This is a genomic window from Synechococcus sp. KORDI-49 (assembly GCF_000737575.1).
GTDB lineage: Bacteria > Cyanobacteriota > Cyanobacteriia > PCC-6307 > Cyanobiaceae > Parasynechococcus.
The window spans coordinates 1,395,432-1,411,423 of sequence record NZ_CP006270.1; the positions used below are offsets into that span (position 1 = coordinate 1,395,432).

Genomic DNA, 15,992 nt, shown 5'->3' on the forward strand with positions numbered 1-15,992 from the left:
TAGGTTGCCGATATCGGCCGAAGCGCTTGCGCGACTCCCCCCATGAGCACTGCGATCATCATCGAAGGCGGCTCGTCGCTGAGCGCTGAGCAACTGGCGGCGCAATATCTCTTCAGTGACGACGGGGTCATCTACGTCTCGTTCGATGAGACGATCAGCGCCACCTCCAGCAAACGCAGCTGGTGGGATTACGTGCTGGCCTACACGGATACTCTGATCGAACCGGAGTTCGCGGTTGTTCCGCTGGGTCACGCGAAAACCCAGGTGATCATCCAGGAGGCGCCGAGAACTGACCCCAACACGCCAAGGACAACCTTGGATGGCGAGAGTTCGGGTATCTACCGTTCCTCATGGCTGACCTACGACGACGGCACGCTCGAGCGCGGTGATCCGCAGGATTACACGATCGAGATTGCCGCCGATGCGCACCACGAATCCTCATCCTTCGCTGGATCGAGCGAGGCGGGTTGGACCGGCGTCGCCTTTCACGAACTGGGCCATGCTCTCGGACTCGAGCACCCCCATGAATCCGGTGATGGGGATGTCGATGCGGCGATCGATACCAACGGAACGGTGATGTCGTACGTCGATGCCATCGACTCCGACGGCAATCCCGCGTTCACACCCCTCGATATTCAGGCTCTCCAGCAGCTGCACGGTCACGAAACAGGAGCCCGCTCCACCCCCGTCGAGGGCGTCAGTCTGCTGAGCGATTCCGGAAACCATGACTTGAACCGCACCTGGAAAACCCCCTCCCTGAGCGTTCAGTTCGAAGGCGGCAGCACCATCCAGGAACCCACGTCCGGAACGTCAACAGCCCGCCTGGTGTTCACCCGCTACGACGGCGATCTCTCGGAAGCTGCCTCGGTGCTGATCGACTTCGACCGCCATGAGGATCTCAACTGGTATGGCAAGGATGGAGATCACCAGGATTTCTTCCATGACGTCCTGCTGGACAACGCTGTTTTCGAAACCGGCCTGCGCGCAGAATTCGCCGCCGGACAGCGAACGGTCTCCATCGAGATCGACATCGTCGCCAACGCCGACGCGGAAGCGGACGAATGGCTGGACATCACAGCCCGGGCCAGCCGCGATCCGGATTACTTCCAGCAGGCCCCGAGCGAGCCGCTGCGCCTCACCGTCACGGAAACAGCCGTCAGCCGATCCTCTCTGGTGATCGATGCACCCAGGACCACGCTCAGTGAAGGCGATGAAGCCTTTCTGATCACGGTCAGCGACAAGGCGGATGCAGGCAAAACCCTCTACTGGAGCGCCAGTGGAGACGGCCTGACCAGCCGTGACCTCGTCAGCGGTCAGCTCCAGGGCTCGGGAACCATTGACGACGACGGAGTCTTCGTTTGGTCCCAGTTGATCTCCAGGGACGGGGTCGCCGAAAACCAGGAGACGATGAACGTGGCGTTCTTCCGTGATGCTGCGCGGACAACCCAGCTCGGCTCCGCCACTGCTCTGCAGATCACGGCATCCGAAGCGGTCCCGACCCTGATCAGCTCACGTTTCACGCGAACTGGTGGGCAGGACATCCTGGTGGGCAGCCACTCCGGTCTTCCGGTCCAACTCGCCAACCCTGGCAGCATTCGCAATCTGAGTGTGACGGTGCGCCATGACCCCGCGGCTCTTCTGCTCGACACCTCCCATCCCGTCAGCCTGGACCCCACGCTGGAGGAGGCTGGCTGGAACATCACCGCCAGCCACGCTGACACCAGCACCCATCAGCTCACGGTGAACCTCAGCGGAACCAGCGACCTCCCGGTGGATCCAGTCACTAATCAGGCGACCCTGCTTCAGCTCAAGGCATCGGTGAACAGCGACGCCTCCACCGGCAGCACATCGATGCTGTCAGTCAGCGGCCAGGTGGATGCGGACAACACCCTCAACGGCTCGTCCAGCACCCAGCTCGTGGGACTGCTGGGGGACAGCGATGGAGATGGGAAACACTCCGTGTCCGACGCCATCTCAACGCTTCGGCACATCGTTGGGCTGGAGCACGATCTCGCTGCCTTCCCGGGTGTCGAGCCACGACTCGTGATGGATGTCAATGAAGACGGCTCCATCGGTGTGTCGGATGCGATCGAGATTCTCCGCAAGATCGTCGGACTCTCGGATGATCAGCGTCTCCAGTCGCCAACGCTGGCCTGAGATGGACCCAATCCGTGTCAACGCGTCCGACGCATCTCCAGAGGAGGCAGGCCGACCCGACGCCGAACCGGATTGATCACAGCTAAGTAGTCGGCGCGAAGCTGCTGACGGGCACGATTCTTGTTCTGCCGGCAGATCCGGAAAGCATCTGCATCGTTGGCCCGGTTGATGCAGCGCTGCTCACTCCGCAGGATTCCGACCCGGCGGTCGAAGCTGCTCTGCTTCCAGGATCGCCTGGCTCTGAACAGCTCGTCGCGCTGCGCAGCAGGAAGACCGTTGTCGCGGCGCATCGCCACGTCCGTTCCATCGTCGTAGATGTACTGGGCTGATGCCGGAGGCATCGGCGCAGCGATGGTGAGAACGATCAGGCCAAGGGGAGCTAGGGACGTCAGGCGCATGGGGAACCGCAGATCAATGATTGTCAATGTGGCTGGATCACCCAGCGAAGATCTGAATGAACTCAGAGCAAGGCATGACCAGATCTGACCTGCGCGTTGGGATGGTGGGCCTCGGGGCGATCGGCCTGCCCATGGCGGTGAACCTGCGACGGGCCGGATTGGCCTTGAAGGTGCACACCCGCAGCAGAACTACGGAACAGCATCCGGACCTGGAGGGCAGTCAGGCCTGCAGCTCCGCGGCAGAGGCGGGCAGGGATGTGGACGTGCTGATCCTCTGCGTCAGTGACGATGCTGCCGTGGACTCCGTTCTCTTCGGTCGCCAGGGAGCCGCCGCATCACTCCCGAACGGGAGCGTGGTGCTCGACTGTTCCACCATCGCTCCCTCCACGGCCGTGGCCGCCGCAGAGCGTCTGAGGCGACAGGGCGTGAGTTACATCGATGCCCCTGTGACAGGCGGCACCGAGGGAGCTCGGGCCGGCACCCTGACCGTGCTGGCCGGCGGAGACGCTGAGGCCCTGGAACGGGTGCGGCCTCTGCTGGAGATCATTGGCGGAACGGTTCATCACTTCGGAACGGTCGGGCGCGGACAGCAGGTGAAGGCCGTGAACCAGGTGCTGGTGGCAGGCAGCTATGCAGCCGTCGCCGAAGCGATGGCCCTGGGGACACGGCTCGGTCTGCCGATGCAGGAGGTGGTGGCGGCCCTGAGCAGTGGAGCTGCGGGATCCTGGGCTCTGCGCAATCGCGCCGACGGGATGCTCGCAGGGCGTTATCCCCTGGGATTCCGCCTGTCCCTGCATCACAAGGACCTCGGCATCGCCCTGAAGGAAGCAGACAGCGTTCAGTTGACGCTGCCCATCAGCAATCTGGTCCAACAGCAGGAGGCCGAACTGATCGGCCGCGGACATGGAGACGAGGACGTCTCCGCCCTGCATCGCCTTTTTGACTCGATATCGTGACTCCTGAGAAACGATATCGTTACGTCACTGATCCAGCTCTTGTTTGGAGCTGACCACGCGAACCCGTTTGGTCATGGTCACGACTCCGTCCGGATGCACCAGCATCGCTGCCCAGAACTGGGATCCCGGTGTCTGCGGCGCCTGAACGGTCTTGAACAGACCGCCACCACCCATCGGCTCAAGACGCAGATTGGGACGTGCCTGCTCCGCCACCTCCTGGGGAGTCAGCGGAATCAGCCCACCGGCCACGATGGCCTGACCCAGGGGTTGTTCAAAAATCACATCAACGTCGTAGCGGCTGCCGGTGAGCACAGCATCGGGGATCTCAAGCGACACCGGCAGTGGCTGATCGCCACTGCGCAGCAGCGACTGTTCCTCCAGCAGCTGCTGGTCGAGGATCCGCCCGCCTTCGATGCTCAGAGCAAGTCGCTGGCTGGCTTCCAGCCGGTAGCGAAGCCCATCGGCTTCTCCCACCCCATTGACCGTGACCTCGAAGGTCGGGCGTCCGTCCTTGAGGGAGTCCGCAGGGCGAACACTCCAGCGGGCTTCAGGAAACTCCTTGCTGAATCTCGCGTAACGACGCTCGAGATCCGACGACTGATCACCGGCGACCAGGGCGGCCAGATCGGCTGAATTGCCGCCGTTCAACACCTGCTCCAGACGCGGACCGAAACCATCTGCAGCCCGAGCCCCCTCAACGGACAACGCGACCATCGTTCCGCTGAGGATGGAGAAGACCGCTGCCCGAATCAGTGAACGCACCAGTCGGAACCATTCAGTGGGCCTAAGTTAAGTCGCGCATGGGGGGACGTCTGCCGTCATGACCCGGCTTCTGATCGCCGCCAGCGGCACGGGGGGGCATCTCTTCCCTGCGATTGCCGTGGCGGAAGCCCTGCCGGAAGGCTGGCAGGTGCGGTGGCTGGGAGTGCCCGACCGGCTCGAAACGCAGCTGGTCCCGGAGAGCATTCCCCTGACAACGGTTCGCGCAGGCGGGCTTCAGGGTCGCGGGCTCAACAAGCTCATTCAACTGATCCGTCTGATCGGCGCCATCGGTACGGTCCGGCGACTGATCCGACGGGAGCGAATCGAGGTTGTGTTCACCACCGGCGGGTACATCGCAGCTCCGGCGATCGTGGCCGCCCGCTGGTGCGGTGTTCCAGCTGTTCTGCATGAAGCCAACGCGATCCCGGGACGCGTGACACGACTGATGGGCCGGTTCTGCCGTGCGGTGGCCGTGGGGCTCCCCGTGGCGTCGGATCGCATTCCCGGCCATCGCCCGCTGCTCACAGGCATGCCTGTGAGAGCTGCGTTTCTGGAGAGCCAGCCGCTACCGGACTGGGTGCCGATCAGCGACGGCCCTCTGCTGGTGGTGATCGGTGGCAGCCAGGGCGCGGTCGGGCTCAACCGCATGGTCCGCGCTGTGGTCCCCGAGCTGCTGGAGCAGGGATGCCGGATCGTGCATCTCACTGGTCGCAACGACCCTGAAGTCGGACAGCTTCAGCATCCGAACCTGGTGGAACTCCCCTTCAGTGATGAGATCCCCGGCCTGTTGCAGCATGCCGATCTGGCGGTCAGCCGAGCGGGTGCAGGCAGCCTCAGTGAGCTGGCCATCTGCAGAACCCCCTCGATCCTGGTTCCATTTCCCCAGGCTGCCGATGGCCATCAGGAAGCGAATGCGGCCTGCGCCGCTCGCACCGGCGGTGCCGTGATCGTGCACCAGCACGCCCCCGAGGCAACGGCACTGCGGGACACCATCCTCAGGTTGCTCGGCACGGATGCGGAGCTGCTGCAGGAGATGCGAACGGGCATGGAGAAACTGGCCGTACAGGACGCCGATCAGCGATTGGTGGACCTGCTCAGCAGCCTTGTGGACTGAACCCGACGCAAAGCCTCGACGATCCGACGGTTGCGTCTCCGCGTCTGCAGACCGATGCGCAGCCAACGTTCGCCCAGGCCACGGAATGAACCGCAATCCCGCAGCAGGATGCGATGACGCTGTTCCAGCTCCTGCCGCATCCACGCCAGGGAGTGATCGCCGTGAATCAGCAGGTAGTTGGCTGCGGAGGGAAGGGCGGAGACTCCATCCAGACGGCTGAGCTGCTCCTGCATCCAGGCCCCCTCGCTGGCCGTCCAGCGCTGGACCTTGGCGCACCAGCGGCGGTATCGCGCCGGATCCGAGAGCAACCTCTCCCCGACGACAGCCGCCACACCGTTGAGGGGCCAGGGATCACGCCAGCCCGCCCAGCGCTGCAGCCGTTCAGGGCGCGTGAGGACATACCCAAGACGCAGCCCAGCGATCCCGAACAGCTTGGTGAGACTTCTGACCACCACAAGGTTGTCGTGATCAGCCAGAAGCGGAATCAGCGACTGGCGCTCACCCGCCGGCACCAGCGGCAGGAAGGCCTCGTCGCAGATCACCAGAGAGAACCGCTGCAGCAGCGGTTCGAGCGAAGCGCGACTCCACAGCTGACCCGTTGGGTTGTGCGGATTGCAAATCCAGAGCACGGCCGCCTCCGCCGGTGATGGAAAACGTTGTGGGAAGGTCGCTGACCAGTGCAGCGGCAGGCTCTGCTCGCGGCAGTCGGCATTCCAGCAACGCAGGGCGCGCCCGTAATCAGCGAACCCCGGCGCCGGGAGAAGATTGACACCGGCGGCGGCGGCATCCCGTGCCACCCAGGTGAACAGCTCAGCAGCACCGTTGCCCGGCAGCACCAGATCCGGATCAAGCCCGTGACAGGTCGCGATCGCCTGTCGTAGTGCGGCATGGCTGCGATCGGGGTAGTCGCGGATCGCACCGAGCGGCAACCGGCCCAGCCACGGCGTCCAGGGCACAAGGGAGGCACTGGCATCGAGCAGCTCCGAGGGACGACAGCCCAGCTGCGCCGCCAGAGCCACCCGGTTTCCGCCATGGCGCAGGTCGACGCCCATCCCGACCCTCGATAGAACGCAGGGACGTGACCCCCTCACTCCATCCCACCATGCCGCTTCGAGGCTGCCTGCTCTCGATCCTGCTGCTGGGGGCTCCTGTGGCAGCGCAACCCACCGATCCCGGGGATCTGATCCGGGTGCTGCAGCAGCGTCATTGCCCGGACTGCCGGCTGGCTGATGCGGATCTGGTGCATGCGGATCTGCGTGATGCGCAGCTGGCCGGTGCCAGGCTGCAGCGGGCCAACCTCGGTGAGGCACGCCTGGATGGCGCCGATCTCAGCAGCAGCGATCTGAGCTTCACAAGCCTGAGGGGGGCCTCACTGCGTGGTGCGGATCTGCGTGGCAGCCGTTTGTACGGAACCGATCTGAGACATGCAGACCTCAGCGGCGCCCGCCTGGATGTCGGCGCCCTGGATCAAAGCCACTGGCAGGGAGCACAGGGCATCGATCGCGGCATCCGCAGCCACGCTTCCCTGCACAATGCGGGCGTTGACGCTGCCCTCTCAGGTCGCTGGATCGAGGCGGAGCAGTTGTTCAGCGCCGCCATCCTGCAGGATCCGCAGGAGGCGTTGAGCTGGGTGGCGCGTGGGCTCAGCCGCGGAGAGCAGGGCAAGCCAGATCTGGCCGGGCGGGACCTTGCTCACGCCGGAGTGCTTTTTGAGCAGCAGGGTGATCCGATCAAAGCCGATCAGCTGAAGCGGGCCAGCAGCCGCGTTCAGGAGCCCGTCGCTGCAGCCACTCCGGCTGGCAACGGACTGGGATCGGCACTGCTGGGGAGCATGCTGTCGACCGTTCAGACCCTGGCCCCGATCGCCCTGAAGGCTCTGATGCCGATCCTTCCCTGATCGGACTCAGGGGCGTGACTGCACCAGTTGACGGCTTGCGGAGGTGCCTGCTCGGTAGCCGTAACCGAAGCTGCCGCCCTGATCGTCATCGAGGATCCTGGGCGTGACGATGATCACCAGTTCATCCTTGACGCGCGAGGAGGCCGACTGTCGGAACAGCTGTCCGATCAGCGGGATGTCGCCGAGGATTGGCCACTTCTGCACCTGCTGACGGTCCTGTTCGTTGATCACACCGGTGAGGATCAGGGATTGCCCATCCCGCAGGCGCACCCGGCCGGATCTGAGCTTTCGGGCCTGGATGTTGAAAATCGCGACGCCCTGCTGCGTGCCTGCGGGAATCGGAACGGAGATCTCCGGATCAAGCGTCAGCGTCACGAAGCCGTTGTCATCGATTTTCTGAACCGACACGTCAACGGTCAGTCCTGCGTTCTCACGCGTGTTCTGAAACTGCGTCGAACCATTGGCGGTTTCCGTGGCATCCACACCCGTGATCACGCTCTGACCGGTCTCCACCTGCGCCTGCTCGCCTTCCTGCACGATCAGAGTCGGCTCGGCCAGTGTTTTGGCGCTGGAGGACGTGATCAGTGATTCGACGTAGGCATAGAACGAATCCTGTGGCTGCTGGAAACGGGACGGATCCTGACCCTCGACGTAGATGGGCCGGCCCTTGCTGTCCAGCACAGGTTTGAGTGCCGGAGCCGCCGCCGGATCGGTCGAGGGGACGTAGATCGGGCGACCGAATTGATCGAGACGGGGAACCAGCTCCGTTTCTCCCTCGGCATTGACCACCACCTGCTGCGCCTCAACGAACGGCGGATCAAAGACCTGCTGCTCCGCCACTCCGGCCGTCCCGGCGGCGTAGGTCCCCGGCTCCACGGGCCCGCCCTCCTGAATCAGGCCGGTGCCGGAACGGCTTCCCGGCCGGTATCGGCCGAAATTCATATGGGCCTTACCGCTCTCACTGACCACGTACTTGTCACCCATGCGCGCTGAAAAGGAAGCGTCGATGGTTTTGTCGTTGGTGAGCGAGACGCTGAGAATCTGCACATTCACGGCCACCTGGCGGTTCCGCAGATCAAGCTGCCGCAGATAGGACTCGGCGATGTTGATCAGGCCGGGATCTCCCACCAGCGTCACGGTGTTCAATCGCGAATTGGTCACGCCGCTGAGACCCACCAGAGGCCCGGTGGCGCTCCCGTAGGTCTCGGTCTCAGTGACCTGGTTGGTGGTTTGAGAGGCGGCGTTGCTGATCTGAGTGGCCCCCGCCGTTGCCGCTTCCCCAGTGGTGATCTGAATGGTCTTCACATGGGTCATCGAGGCGCCCATGCTGGCCAGGTACTGGGCGGCTCCTTCCACGTCGACCTGATTGAGCCGGAACACCTTGGACATCTGAGGCCCAAAGGTCTTGGCGGCCACTGATGTCCCCACCAAAAGCGTGCGGCCATCCATCTTTCCCTGCAGTCCGGACGCCAGCAGAACACTGTTGAGAGCCCGGTCGAATCGCTCGTTCCGGAAGGCCATGCTCACCGGTGTGCCACTGGCGTTCTCACCATTGCCACCGGCACCGTCTCCGACGAAGACGAAGCCGTACCCCCCCAGCCTCGCCAACGACATCAGCGCGTCCTTGGCAGGTGCATTGTTGAGGGTGAGCGACACCGAAGGCCCACTCACCTGCACGAAGCTGCGGTTGTTGATCAGCATCGTGCCGACGGCCATATCGCCCAGAGGAGGCGCCACGGCCCGGGGGCGCATCGGAGGCACGAAGCCAGGCTGGGCCACACGACCGGGCCGGGTCAGATCCAGACGACCGCTCGACTGCCCCGGACGCTGGGGGGACAGGCCCGTGAAACTGATGATCAGATCATCTCCGGAGGCTCTGATCTCCGGAGTGGAGAGAACCTGACCGGGACTTGCCTCCACCTGAAGCGTCGTCGCGGAACCTTCCGAACGCAGCTGAACCATGGCCAGCCCCAGGGACTGCATCGACAGCTTCTGAGCCGACCCGACAGCGCCAGCTCCCTCCCCGAGGGTCAGCACACCCTGCCAGCTGCTCGCCTGTTGACGCTGCTGACGCACCCGTGCGCCGGGACCGGCCCCGGAGATGATCACATCAAGACGTCCGTCGCGCTGCAGCAGCTTCAGCTCAGGCTGAACCGTCCCACGGGCCTGGGAGGCAGGACTGGCATTGGGCAGAGCGCTGACGCCTGTCAGCGTCACGCCGAGCATGACCGCCAGGGGCAGCCATCTCCGGGATCCGTTGAAAAGCACGCCTGAACGGAACTCCGGAGGGTGGTGTCTGCGCGGATGGTATCGATGGCACCGGCAGGCCACCAGCCTCAGGCCGGAGGTGGTGTCGAAGTCTGCTGATCGGCTTCAGCAGCGGGCTTCTCAGACTCCGACGATGGTTGGCGGTCATAGAAACTCAGCCGCAGGCCGAGGCTGATCTCCCCGTCGTCACGACTCTCCAGGGCAAGATCACTGCTCTCCACCAGCACCTGCAGCGTTTCCATGCGTTGCAGGAACCTCTGCAGCCCGTCGTAGGGCCCGAGCACCCTCAGGGCGATCGATGTTTTGGTGTAGCCCAGGGCCAGCAGCGGATCACCGGACGGCTTGGCTGCCTTCTCCCCCTGGCCGGCCTGTGGGGGAGGAGATGCTGCCGCTGCCTGCGAGGCCATGGGCTCATAGAGCTGGATGGCCACACCCGAGCCCGCCGCCTCGCGATTGAGCAGGGCCAGGAAGGTACGAATGCGATCACGTCCTGCGATCAGATCCACCAGCAGACCCTGCTGAAGCTGGGCACGACGCAGGGCCAGGGATGCCCCATCAAGCTCCCCCTCCAGATTGGGCAGCCGACGCTGGAGGGCCTGAAGATCCCCGACCCGCGTCTCCAGTTCTCCCACCCGCTGACGGGCGGGTTGCACCAGCAGCACCAGCACCGCGATGGAGATGAGGACACCGGCGACAGCAGGGACGCCGACCAGCAGGTGATCGCGACGGAGGAACGGACGGCGGGCTGCGGGGTTGAGATTGGTCACAGCGCCAGCCCGCGATCGCGCAGAAGGGCATAGCGGCGTGCCAGTCCGTCGGCACCGAGAGCACGAAGATCCTCCGGAGAGGTGCGTACCGCGGGATCGATGGCCACCTTCAGATTGAACGAGGTGAGCCCGTCCTCTTCTGCGGTCGCCTTCTGAACAACAGCACCATCGCTCAGCACCGCGGGCAGAGCCTCCAGATTCAGGGCCAGCGCATTGATGCGTTCGTAGGCGCCGGTCCCCCCTGCGCTGCGGGCCACGCCGCTGATGCTGATCTCAGACGGCTGGACACGCACCGTCTTCAACTGAACATCAGCAGGGGTGACCCGTTGCAACTGCGCCAGGAAGGCTGAACCGGAGCGCACCGACACCAGCTGATCGACGATGCGACGTGTGTCCGCCTCAAGGGTTGTTCGTTGCTGCGTCAGCTGCGCCAGGCGCGCCTGAGCGCGCTGAACGCGCTGCTCCACGGACGCGAGAGTGTCGACCTGCTGCTGGAGCGCCTGTTCCCGGGCCGAGAGCAGCTGATGCACAGCAAGGCTGGCCAGCACTACCACCATCCCCAGACCACCCCCGAGCAGCAGCAGCCCGCGGGCGGGACGCAGCGGAGGAGGCAATGCCGGCAGGCCGAGAGCGAGACGATGCTCACGCAGCAGATCGGGGCGGAGGGGTTCGTTCATCAGGCCCGTTCCCCAGGCAGTGCTGAAAGGAGCAACTCCACCACAGGATCGAGCTCGGAGGAGTCCAGGGGATCCCAGGCCACCGGAGCTCCTGGGATCTCGTGATCCAGCCGGGTGTCACCCCTGGCCTGAACGCAGCGACCAGCCCATCCATCCCGCTCCTTCGCCGGAAGCGAGAGCCACCAGCCCAGCGGCGCAGCAGGGTTGATCTGCTGCCAGGCATCGACCACCTGCACCAGCTGCTCCCAGGCTGCAAGGGGGTCGTCGACGTCCAAGGACACGCAGCGATCCAGTTCGGGCACGCCGGCGCGGATCAGCACAAGCCGCAGACCGCGGCAGCTGTGCAGCAGCCAGGCAAGATCACCGGTCCAATCAGGACAGAACCGGTTCAGGGCGCGCAAGCCCGCACTGAGACACCAGTCCATCCGCCGCAGAGGCAGATCCGCCATCTCAACCACCTCGATCCAGGCCTGCACGGTCGGACGCGCCGCTCCCAACGCCAGAACAGCATCAGCACAGGGGGAGAGCGCCAGCACCGTGGCATCGGGATCGATCGACCACGTCAGTTCGGACAACAACTGGGACCGGTCCTCGGCCTGCTCCAGTCGACTCAGACTGGCCCCTTCGAGCACGCGCCAGTCGCAGGACGCCTCCGGCAACACCAGCAGGATCTCCGCGCCGAGGACGTCTGACTCAAACAGCAGATCGGCCAGCAGCTCCCCCATGGCTTCCCGCAGCAGGGGAACACCATCACGGCAGCTGTCCGGGGCCCAGTGGCCCAGTCGCCAGAACCAGGTCTGCCTGCGCTGCCAGCAGACCACCAGATGCTGATCGCTCACCACCGCCAGCACGGGCTGAGCCTTCAGCAGGCGCTGCACGGACATCGTGAAGGCCTGCAGCTGCGGAATCTCAGCGAAGGAGAGCAGGGCCAAAGGTGGCGCACCACTGCGGGCAGAGTATCGGCTGTTCAGCGGCTGAACAGGTGTCAGCCACTCTCCGGCCAGTCCTCACCCCGCCAGGCCAGACCGCTGCCCACCGCTTCGCTCACCGTGCGCAGGCCATGACGATCGAGCTGTTGCTGAAACCCTTCCAGGATGCGCGGCACCAGATCTGGACCCTGAAAAATCCATCCGGTGTACAGCTGGATCAGGGAGGCTCCAGCCGTGATCCGCTCCCAGGCGGACTCAGGAGAGTCGATGCCACCCACGCCGATCAGCGGGAGAGCGGGACCGGCTCCGGCCCGCAGACGGCGGATCACCTCGATGGCGCGCTGCCGCAGAGGGACGCCACTGAGACCGCCCGGCTCCTCCGCCAGGGTCCGCCCGGTCTGCACGAGGCGTCGGCGCTCGAGGCCAAGACGGTCGAGGCTCGTGTTGACCGCGATCACCCCTGCCAACCCCTCCTCGAAAGCGAGTCGGGCGATTCCGTCGATCGACTCATCCTCGAGGTCAGGCGCGATCTTCACCAGCAGGGGCGGGCAACCTGCCAGACGACGCAACCGCTCCACCAGCCGGCGCAACTGCGTGGTGTCCTGAAGATCACGCAGCCCGGGGGTGTTGGGAGAGCTGACATTGATCACCGCGTAATCAGCCAGGGGAGCCAGCAGCTCGAGGGATGAGGCGTAGTCGTCGGGCGCTAGGTCAAGGGGTGTGATCTTCGATTTGCCGAAATTGATGCCGAGAACGGCAGGACGCTGTCCCCGGGCCGGCAGAACCTGCCGGTTCAGGGTCCGGAGCAGAGCCTCAGCACCGTCGTTGTTGAAGCCCATGCGATTGAGCGCAGCCTGCTCCTCCGCCAGGCGGAACAGACGCGGCCGGGGATTTCCAGGCTGTCCGTGCCAGGTCACCGTGCCCACTTCAGCAAAGCCGAACCCGAACTGGTCCCAGATGCCGGCAGCCACTCCGTTCTTGTCGAAACCGGCCGCAAGGCCGACCGGATTGACGAAGCGGCAGCCGAACAACACCTGTTCGAGGCGCAGATCCCGGCGCTGCAGATCCATGGCCAGACCTGCCAGAACCGTGGAGACTCCCGGCCAGCGGCGCCGCAGACTCGCCTGAGCGAGAGCAGCCAGGGCCATCCTGGACAGCTGCTCGGCATCCATCCCCTCATCCCGGGACAGCATCGGAGCCAGCCAGCGCCGATAGAAGGCGCCGCTGGTGATCGATCCTGCTGACGGTGATGGAGCCATTCAGCTGATCAAGGTTCTCCTGATCCTGCCTCGCGGCGTTGCAGCCGCCATCGCTGCCCCTGGAGAGGCTCCACCAGCCAGTCCCTCCAGATCCATGGTTCCTTGCGCTCCTCCAGCTGACGCATGGGTTGCTCCACCAACTGCGCCAGCTCCGTGACCTGAAGCGTGAAGCCTCCTGCGGCAAGCCGATCGGCCAGTTCGAGACGGCTGAGCAACTGTTGCAGCGGTGCTGGCGCGGGCTCGTCCGCTGCTTCGGAGGTCGTCTGAAGGTCAGGACCCAGGCCACGGGAGAACGAAACCGCGATGCGATCGACGCGATCGTTGTCAGGATCACCGCTGTGACCCTTCACATAGGTGAGCGGCACATCCAGGAGCCTCGCCTGATCCAGGGCCACCCAGAGATCCTGATTGAGCACCGGCTTACCGGCGGCGGTCTTCCAGCCCCTGCGTTTCCAGCCCTGCATCCAGCTGCCCAGGCCATCGATCAGGTATTTGCTGTCCGTGCGCAGGGTCAGATCGGGATGTCGGGGAAGCTCCTTCAACCGTTTCAGAAGCTCGAGGGCTGCCTGGAGTTCCATGCGGTTGTTGGTGGTCGCCGGGTCATGCCCGCCGAACTCCTCCACACTTCCGTCCTCGAACCGCAGCAGCGCACCCCAGCCCCCAGGACCGGGATTGCCGCTGCAGGCGCCATCCGTGGCTGCAGCCACCACGCGCCCCCGTCCATCAGCCATTGGTTCCCGCCTGCGTCTTCCGGTACAACACGTGCTCCCGTGATGGCGCACATGTGGCGAACCTACCGCCGAGCTGTGGGCGTGAGCGCAGTCGGTGCACTCTCGCTGCTGCTGCCGGCCGGGCTGGCGGCCAGGGGAGTCTTTGACAGCAAACCGCTGCGTCAGGAGAGATTCGCGGTTCTGGCGCAACCGGTCGGTCGAAGCGACTGGAAACTGCTGGTGCTGGAGCAGATCAAACAACGGCCGCTGTGCTGGACAGCACGAGCCGACGGACTGATGGATCCCACGCTGAACACCTTCAACTTCGCCGGCATCTGCAGCCGTTATCTCGACAGCAATGGCTACTCGCTGCGCAGTGGAGGAGAGGATCTGGGCACCCGCTACAGGCTGAGCCTGAGACAGAAAGGCAGCACACTGGAACTGCAGGCAGGCCATGGCGGCAGCACGACACCGGTCACCATCGGTCGTGCCGTCATCCCTGCTCGCGATCGCAACGGCTTCGTCAGGCTTCGTCTGGACGATGGCTGGCGCCTGGAGCGTCGTGTGTACAGAGGGCGGACCCTGAGTCATGTGTATTTCGCCCACCCTGACCCGATGAACCGCCTGCTTGCGCGGGCCGCGGGTGGTGACAGCGGTGACAGCTTCGCTCGGCTCGGTGCCCCGACGGCTCCCTCGGCTCCTCCCCGCCTGGCATCGCGGGGGACGCTCAGCCCTGGCCAACCGATCAGGCTTGAGGTGATTCCTTACGGGCGGTGAAGCCGCCAAGTGTCACAGTGACACTTGAGAGAGCGACCTGAACGGCGCGTCACTGCCGTATCGCGCTTCTAGTTTCTGAGTGTGTGAGGAGTGCTGTACGCCTCTTCAGGGTCGAAACAAGGACAGACTCCTGAATGCCTACCACCCGAAAAACCCTGCCTTTGGCGGGGTTTTTTTATTGCTGAACAAAAATCGGAAAAAAAACGGTCCCTGAAAGCAGGGACCGATACCGGGCATCGAGCCGGCTGAAAGCATCACTTGAGCGTGACCTTTCCGCCAACTTCTTCGATTTCCTTCTTGAGAGCTTCGGCTTCGTCCTTGGAGATGCCTTCTTTGATGGGCTTGGGAGCAGCCTCCACAAGCGCTTTGGCATCGCCGAGACCAAGACCAGTGGCATTGCGCACGGCCTTGAGGACTTTGATCTTGGCGGAAGCATCGAAGCTTTCGAGGATGACGTCGAATTCCGTCTTCTCCTCAGCGGCCTCACCGCCATCACCACCGGCAGCAGCGCCGGGGGCAGCCATCACGACGCCGGCAGAAGCGGCGGCGGACACACCGAAGGCCTCCTCGATCTGCTTGACCAGCTCGGAAGCTTCAAGCAGGGAAAGGGACTTCAGCGATTCGAGAATTTCGTCGGTTTTTGCGGACATGGTTGTGAATGAAGAAGCAACAGATCAGTGAAACCAGTGATGTCGGCAGAGAGTGCTCAGCTTTCGCCGCCTTCGGCGTGCTGCTTGAGCGCTCGCGCGATGCCGGAGGGAACCTCGTTGATACCAACCGCGACCTTGGTGGCCACGGCATTGATCGCACCGGCGATCTGAGCCATGAGCTGCTCCTTCGAAGGGAGATCCGCGATGGCTTTGATCTCGTCCTGAGACAGGAGCTTGCCTTCGAAGAGGCCGCCCTTGGTCTCGGACTTCTTGGTGTCCTTCTGGAAGGCCTGAACAGCCTTCACACCAGCACCAACATCGCCTTTGATCAAGACAAAGGCGTTGGTGCCGGTCAGCAGGGAATCGAGGTTGGCCCAGGAGCTGTCACCATCAATGGCGCGGCGCATCAAGGTGTTCTTGGTCACCTTGCAGATGCCGTCGCCGGCCCGCAGTCGATCCCGCAGGTCGGACATTTCCTTGATGGACAGGCCCTTGTAATCAAGAACCAGTGCCAGCTCGGCCTCGGCGAGGAGCTCCTTGAGCTCTCCGACGATCTGCTGCTTGCTCTCCAGCGTGCGGCCCATAGGGATTGGATCGGATCGAGGGGGAACAAGCTGGACACGCGGCCGATCGAGTCTTCAAAACGAAGACGAGGCCGCGTGCCGATCCAA

16 protein-coding genes are annotated in these 15,992 nt (G+C 64.2%); 5 read left to right on the top strand and 11 right to left on the bottom strand.

Going from position 1 to position 15,992, the window contains the following annotated elements:
- Positions 1–42 precede the first annotated feature (42 nt).
- Positions 43–2,157, top strand: coding sequence for a hypothetical protein (locus tag KR49_RS07180; RefSeq protein WP_043693418.1), 2,115 nt, complete (start codon positions 43–45; stop codon positions 2,155–2,157).
- 17 nt (positions 2,158–2,174) lie between these two features.
- Here KR49_RS07180 and KR49_RS13005 read toward each other — a convergent pair whose 3' ends face one another.
- The gene (locus tag KR49_RS13005) at positions 2,175–2,555 is read right to left on the bottom strand and encodes a hypothetical protein (RefSeq protein WP_156957151.1); all 381 of its coding nucleotides are present in this window, start codon (positions 2,553–2,555) and stop codon (positions 2,175–2,177) included.
- A gap of 74 nt (positions 2,556–2,629) precedes the next feature.
- Here KR49_RS13005 and KR49_RS07190 point away from each other — a divergent pair, with 74 nt between their 5' ends.
- Positions 2,630–3,511: an NAD(P)-dependent oxidoreductase gene (locus KR49_RS07190; RefSeq protein WP_043693423.1), complete on the top strand. Its 882-nt coding sequence runs from the start codon at positions 2,630–2,632 to the stop codon at positions 3,509–3,511.
- Between the two features lie 24 nt (positions 3,512–3,535).
- Here the strand turns inward: KR49_RS07190 and KR49_RS07195 are convergent, their stop codons facing one another.
- A complete protein-coding gene (locus KR49_RS07195) occupies positions 3,536–4,273 on the bottom strand; it encodes a hypothetical protein (RefSeq protein WP_043693426.1) in 738 nt (245 codons plus the stop codon).
- A 58-nt stretch (positions 4,274–4,331) separates the two neighbouring features.
- Between KR49_RS07195 and murG the strand changes: the two genes are divergently transcribed.
- Positions 4,332–5,387 carry an undecaprenyldiphospho-muramoylpentapeptide beta-N-acetylglucosaminyltransferase gene (gene murG, locus KR49_RS07200; RefSeq protein WP_043693429.1) on the top strand — a complete coding sequence of 352 codons (1,056 nt, stop codon included), beginning with the start codon at positions 4,332–4,334 and terminating at the stop codon, positions 5,385–5,387.
- On the opposite strand, the gene KR49_RS07205 is transcribed toward murG, so the two are convergent.
- Complete coding sequence (locus KR49_RS07205) at positions 5,348–6,439, bottom strand: threonine-phosphate decarboxylase (protein ID WP_052378206.1); 1,092 nt, start codon at positions 6,437–6,439, stop codon at positions 5,348–5,350. The genes murG and KR49_RS07205 overlap by 40 nt on opposite strands.
- 50 nt (positions 6,440–6,489) lie before the next feature.
- Between KR49_RS07205 and KR49_RS07210 the strand changes: the two genes are divergently transcribed.
- Positions 6,490–7,284: a pentapeptide repeat-containing protein gene (locus KR49_RS07210; RefSeq protein ID WP_043693433.1), complete on the top strand. Its 795-nt coding sequence runs from the start codon at positions 6,490–6,492 to the stop codon at positions 7,282–7,284.
- A gap of 6 nt (positions 7,285–7,290) precedes the next feature.
- Here the strand turns inward: KR49_RS07210 and KR49_RS07215 are convergent, their stop codons facing one another.
- From KR49_RS07215 to KR49_RS07240, 6 genes are all read right to left on the bottom strand, one after another.
- The gene (locus tag KR49_RS07215) at positions 7,291–9,510 is read right to left on the bottom strand and encodes a type II and III secretion system protein (RefSeq protein WP_071839708.1); all 2,220 of its coding nucleotides are present in this window, start codon (positions 9,508–9,510) and stop codon (positions 7,291–7,293) included.
- A 110-nt stretch (positions 9,511–9,620) separates the two neighbouring features.
- Positions 9,621–10,319, bottom strand: a complete 699-nt coding sequence (locus KR49_RS07220) for a hypothetical protein (RefSeq protein WP_043693439.1) — start codon at positions 10,317–10,319, stop codon at positions 9,621–9,623.
- The gene (locus KR49_RS07225; RefSeq protein ID WP_043693443.1) at positions 10,316–10,996 is read right to left on the bottom strand and encodes a PilN domain-containing protein; all 681 of its coding nucleotides are present in this window, start codon (positions 10,994–10,996) and stop codon (positions 10,316–10,318) included. Before KR49_RS07225 ends, KR49_RS07220 begins: the two co-directional genes overlap by 4 nt.
- Positions 10,996–11,928 (bottom strand): hypothetical protein, encoded by a 933-nt coding sequence (locus KR49_RS07230; protein WP_043693446.1) that lies wholly within the window; start codon positions 11,926–11,928, stop codon positions 10,996–10,998. Before KR49_RS07230 ends, KR49_RS07225 begins: the two co-directional genes overlap by 1 nt.
- A 53-nt stretch (positions 11,929–11,981) precedes the next feature.
- The gene (locus tag KR49_RS07235) at positions 11,982–13,184 is read right to left on the bottom strand and encodes a quinone-dependent dihydroorotate dehydrogenase (RefSeq protein ID WP_043693450.1); all 1,203 of its coding nucleotides are present in this window, start codon (positions 13,182–13,184) and stop codon (positions 11,982–11,984) included.
- An 8-nt stretch (positions 13,185–13,192) separates the two neighbouring features.
- Positions 13,193–13,915, bottom strand: a complete 723-nt coding sequence (locus KR49_RS07240) for a ribonuclease H (protein WP_043693453.1) — start codon at positions 13,913–13,915, stop codon at positions 13,193–13,195.
- A 51-nt stretch (positions 13,916–13,966) separates the two neighbouring features.
- On the opposite strand from KR49_RS07240, the gene KR49_RS07245 reads away from it, so the two are divergent.
- Positions 13,967–14,671, top strand: coding sequence for a DUF3747 domain-containing protein (locus KR49_RS07245; RefSeq protein WP_043693456.1), 705 nt, complete (start codon positions 13,967–13,969; stop codon positions 14,669–14,671).
- Positions 14,672–14,925: 254 nt separating this feature from the next.
- On the opposite strand, the gene rplL is transcribed toward KR49_RS07245, so the two are convergent.
- Together rplL and rplJ are read right to left on the bottom strand one after the other, a co-directional pair.
- Positions 14,926–15,321 (bottom strand): 50S ribosomal protein L7/L12, encoded by a 396-nt coding sequence (rplL, locus tag KR49_RS07250; RefSeq protein WP_043693461.1) that lies wholly within the window; start codon positions 15,319–15,321, stop codon positions 14,926–14,928.
- Positions 15,322–15,377: 56 nt separating this feature from the next.
- Positions 15,378–15,905: a 50S ribosomal protein L10 gene (rplJ, locus tag KR49_RS07255; protein WP_043693464.1), complete on the bottom strand. Its 528-nt coding sequence runs from the start codon at positions 15,903–15,905 to the stop codon at positions 15,378–15,380.
- Between the last annotated feature and the right edge of the window lie 87 nt (positions 15,906–15,992).

Excerpts from the sequence above, each read along its gene's own strand:
- KR49_RS07180 (WP_043693418.1), top strand. The coding sequence starts at position 43 with ATGAGCACTGCGATCATCATCGAAGGCGGCTCGTCGCTGAGCGCTGAG.
- KR49_RS13005 (WP_156957151.1), bottom strand. The coding sequence starts at position 2,555 with ATGCGCCTGACGTCCCTAGCTCCCCTTGGCCTGATCGTTCTCACCATC.
- KR49_RS07190 (WP_043693423.1), top strand. The coding sequence starts at position 2,630 with ATGACCAGATCTGACCTGCGCGTTGGGATGGTGGGCCTCGGGGCGATC.
- murG (WP_043693429.1), top strand. The coding sequence starts at position 4,332 with ATGACCCGGCTTCTGATCGCCGCCAGCGGCACGGGGGGGCATCTCTTC.
- KR49_RS07205 (WP_052378206.1), bottom strand. The coding sequence starts at position 6,439 with ATGGGCGTCGACCTGCGCCATGGCGGAAACCGGGTGGCTCTGGCGGCG.
- KR49_RS07210 (WP_043693433.1), top strand. The coding sequence starts at position 6,490 with ATGCCGCTTCGAGGCTGCCTGCTCTCGATCCTGCTGCTGGGGGCTCCT.
- KR49_RS07215 (WP_071839708.1), bottom strand. The coding sequence starts at position 9,510 with ATGCTCGGCGTGACGCTGACAGGCGTCAGCGCTCTGCCCAATGCCAGT.
- KR49_RS07225 (WP_043693443.1), bottom strand. The coding sequence starts at position 10,996 with ATGAACGAACCCCTCCGCCCCGATCTGCTGCGTGAGCATCGTCTCGCT.
- KR49_RS07235 (WP_043693450.1), bottom strand. The coding sequence starts at position 13,184 with ATGGCTCCATCACCGTCAGCAGGATCGATCACCAGCGGCGCCTTCTAT.
- KR49_RS07240 (WP_043693453.1), bottom strand. The coding sequence starts at position 13,915 with ATGGCTGATGGACGGGGGCGCGTGGTGGCTGCAGCCACGGATGGCGCC.
- KR49_RS07245 (WP_043693456.1), top strand. The coding sequence starts at position 13,967 with ATGTGGCGAACCTACCGCCGAGCTGTGGGCGTGAGCGCAGTCGGTGCA.
- rplL (WP_043693461.1), bottom strand. The coding sequence starts at position 15,321 with ATGTCCGCAAAAACCGACGAAATTCTCGAATCGCTGAAGTCCCTTTCC.
- rplJ (WP_043693464.1), bottom strand. The coding sequence starts at position 15,905 with ATGGGCCGCACGCTGGAGAGCAAGCAGCAGATCGTCGGAGAGCTCAAG.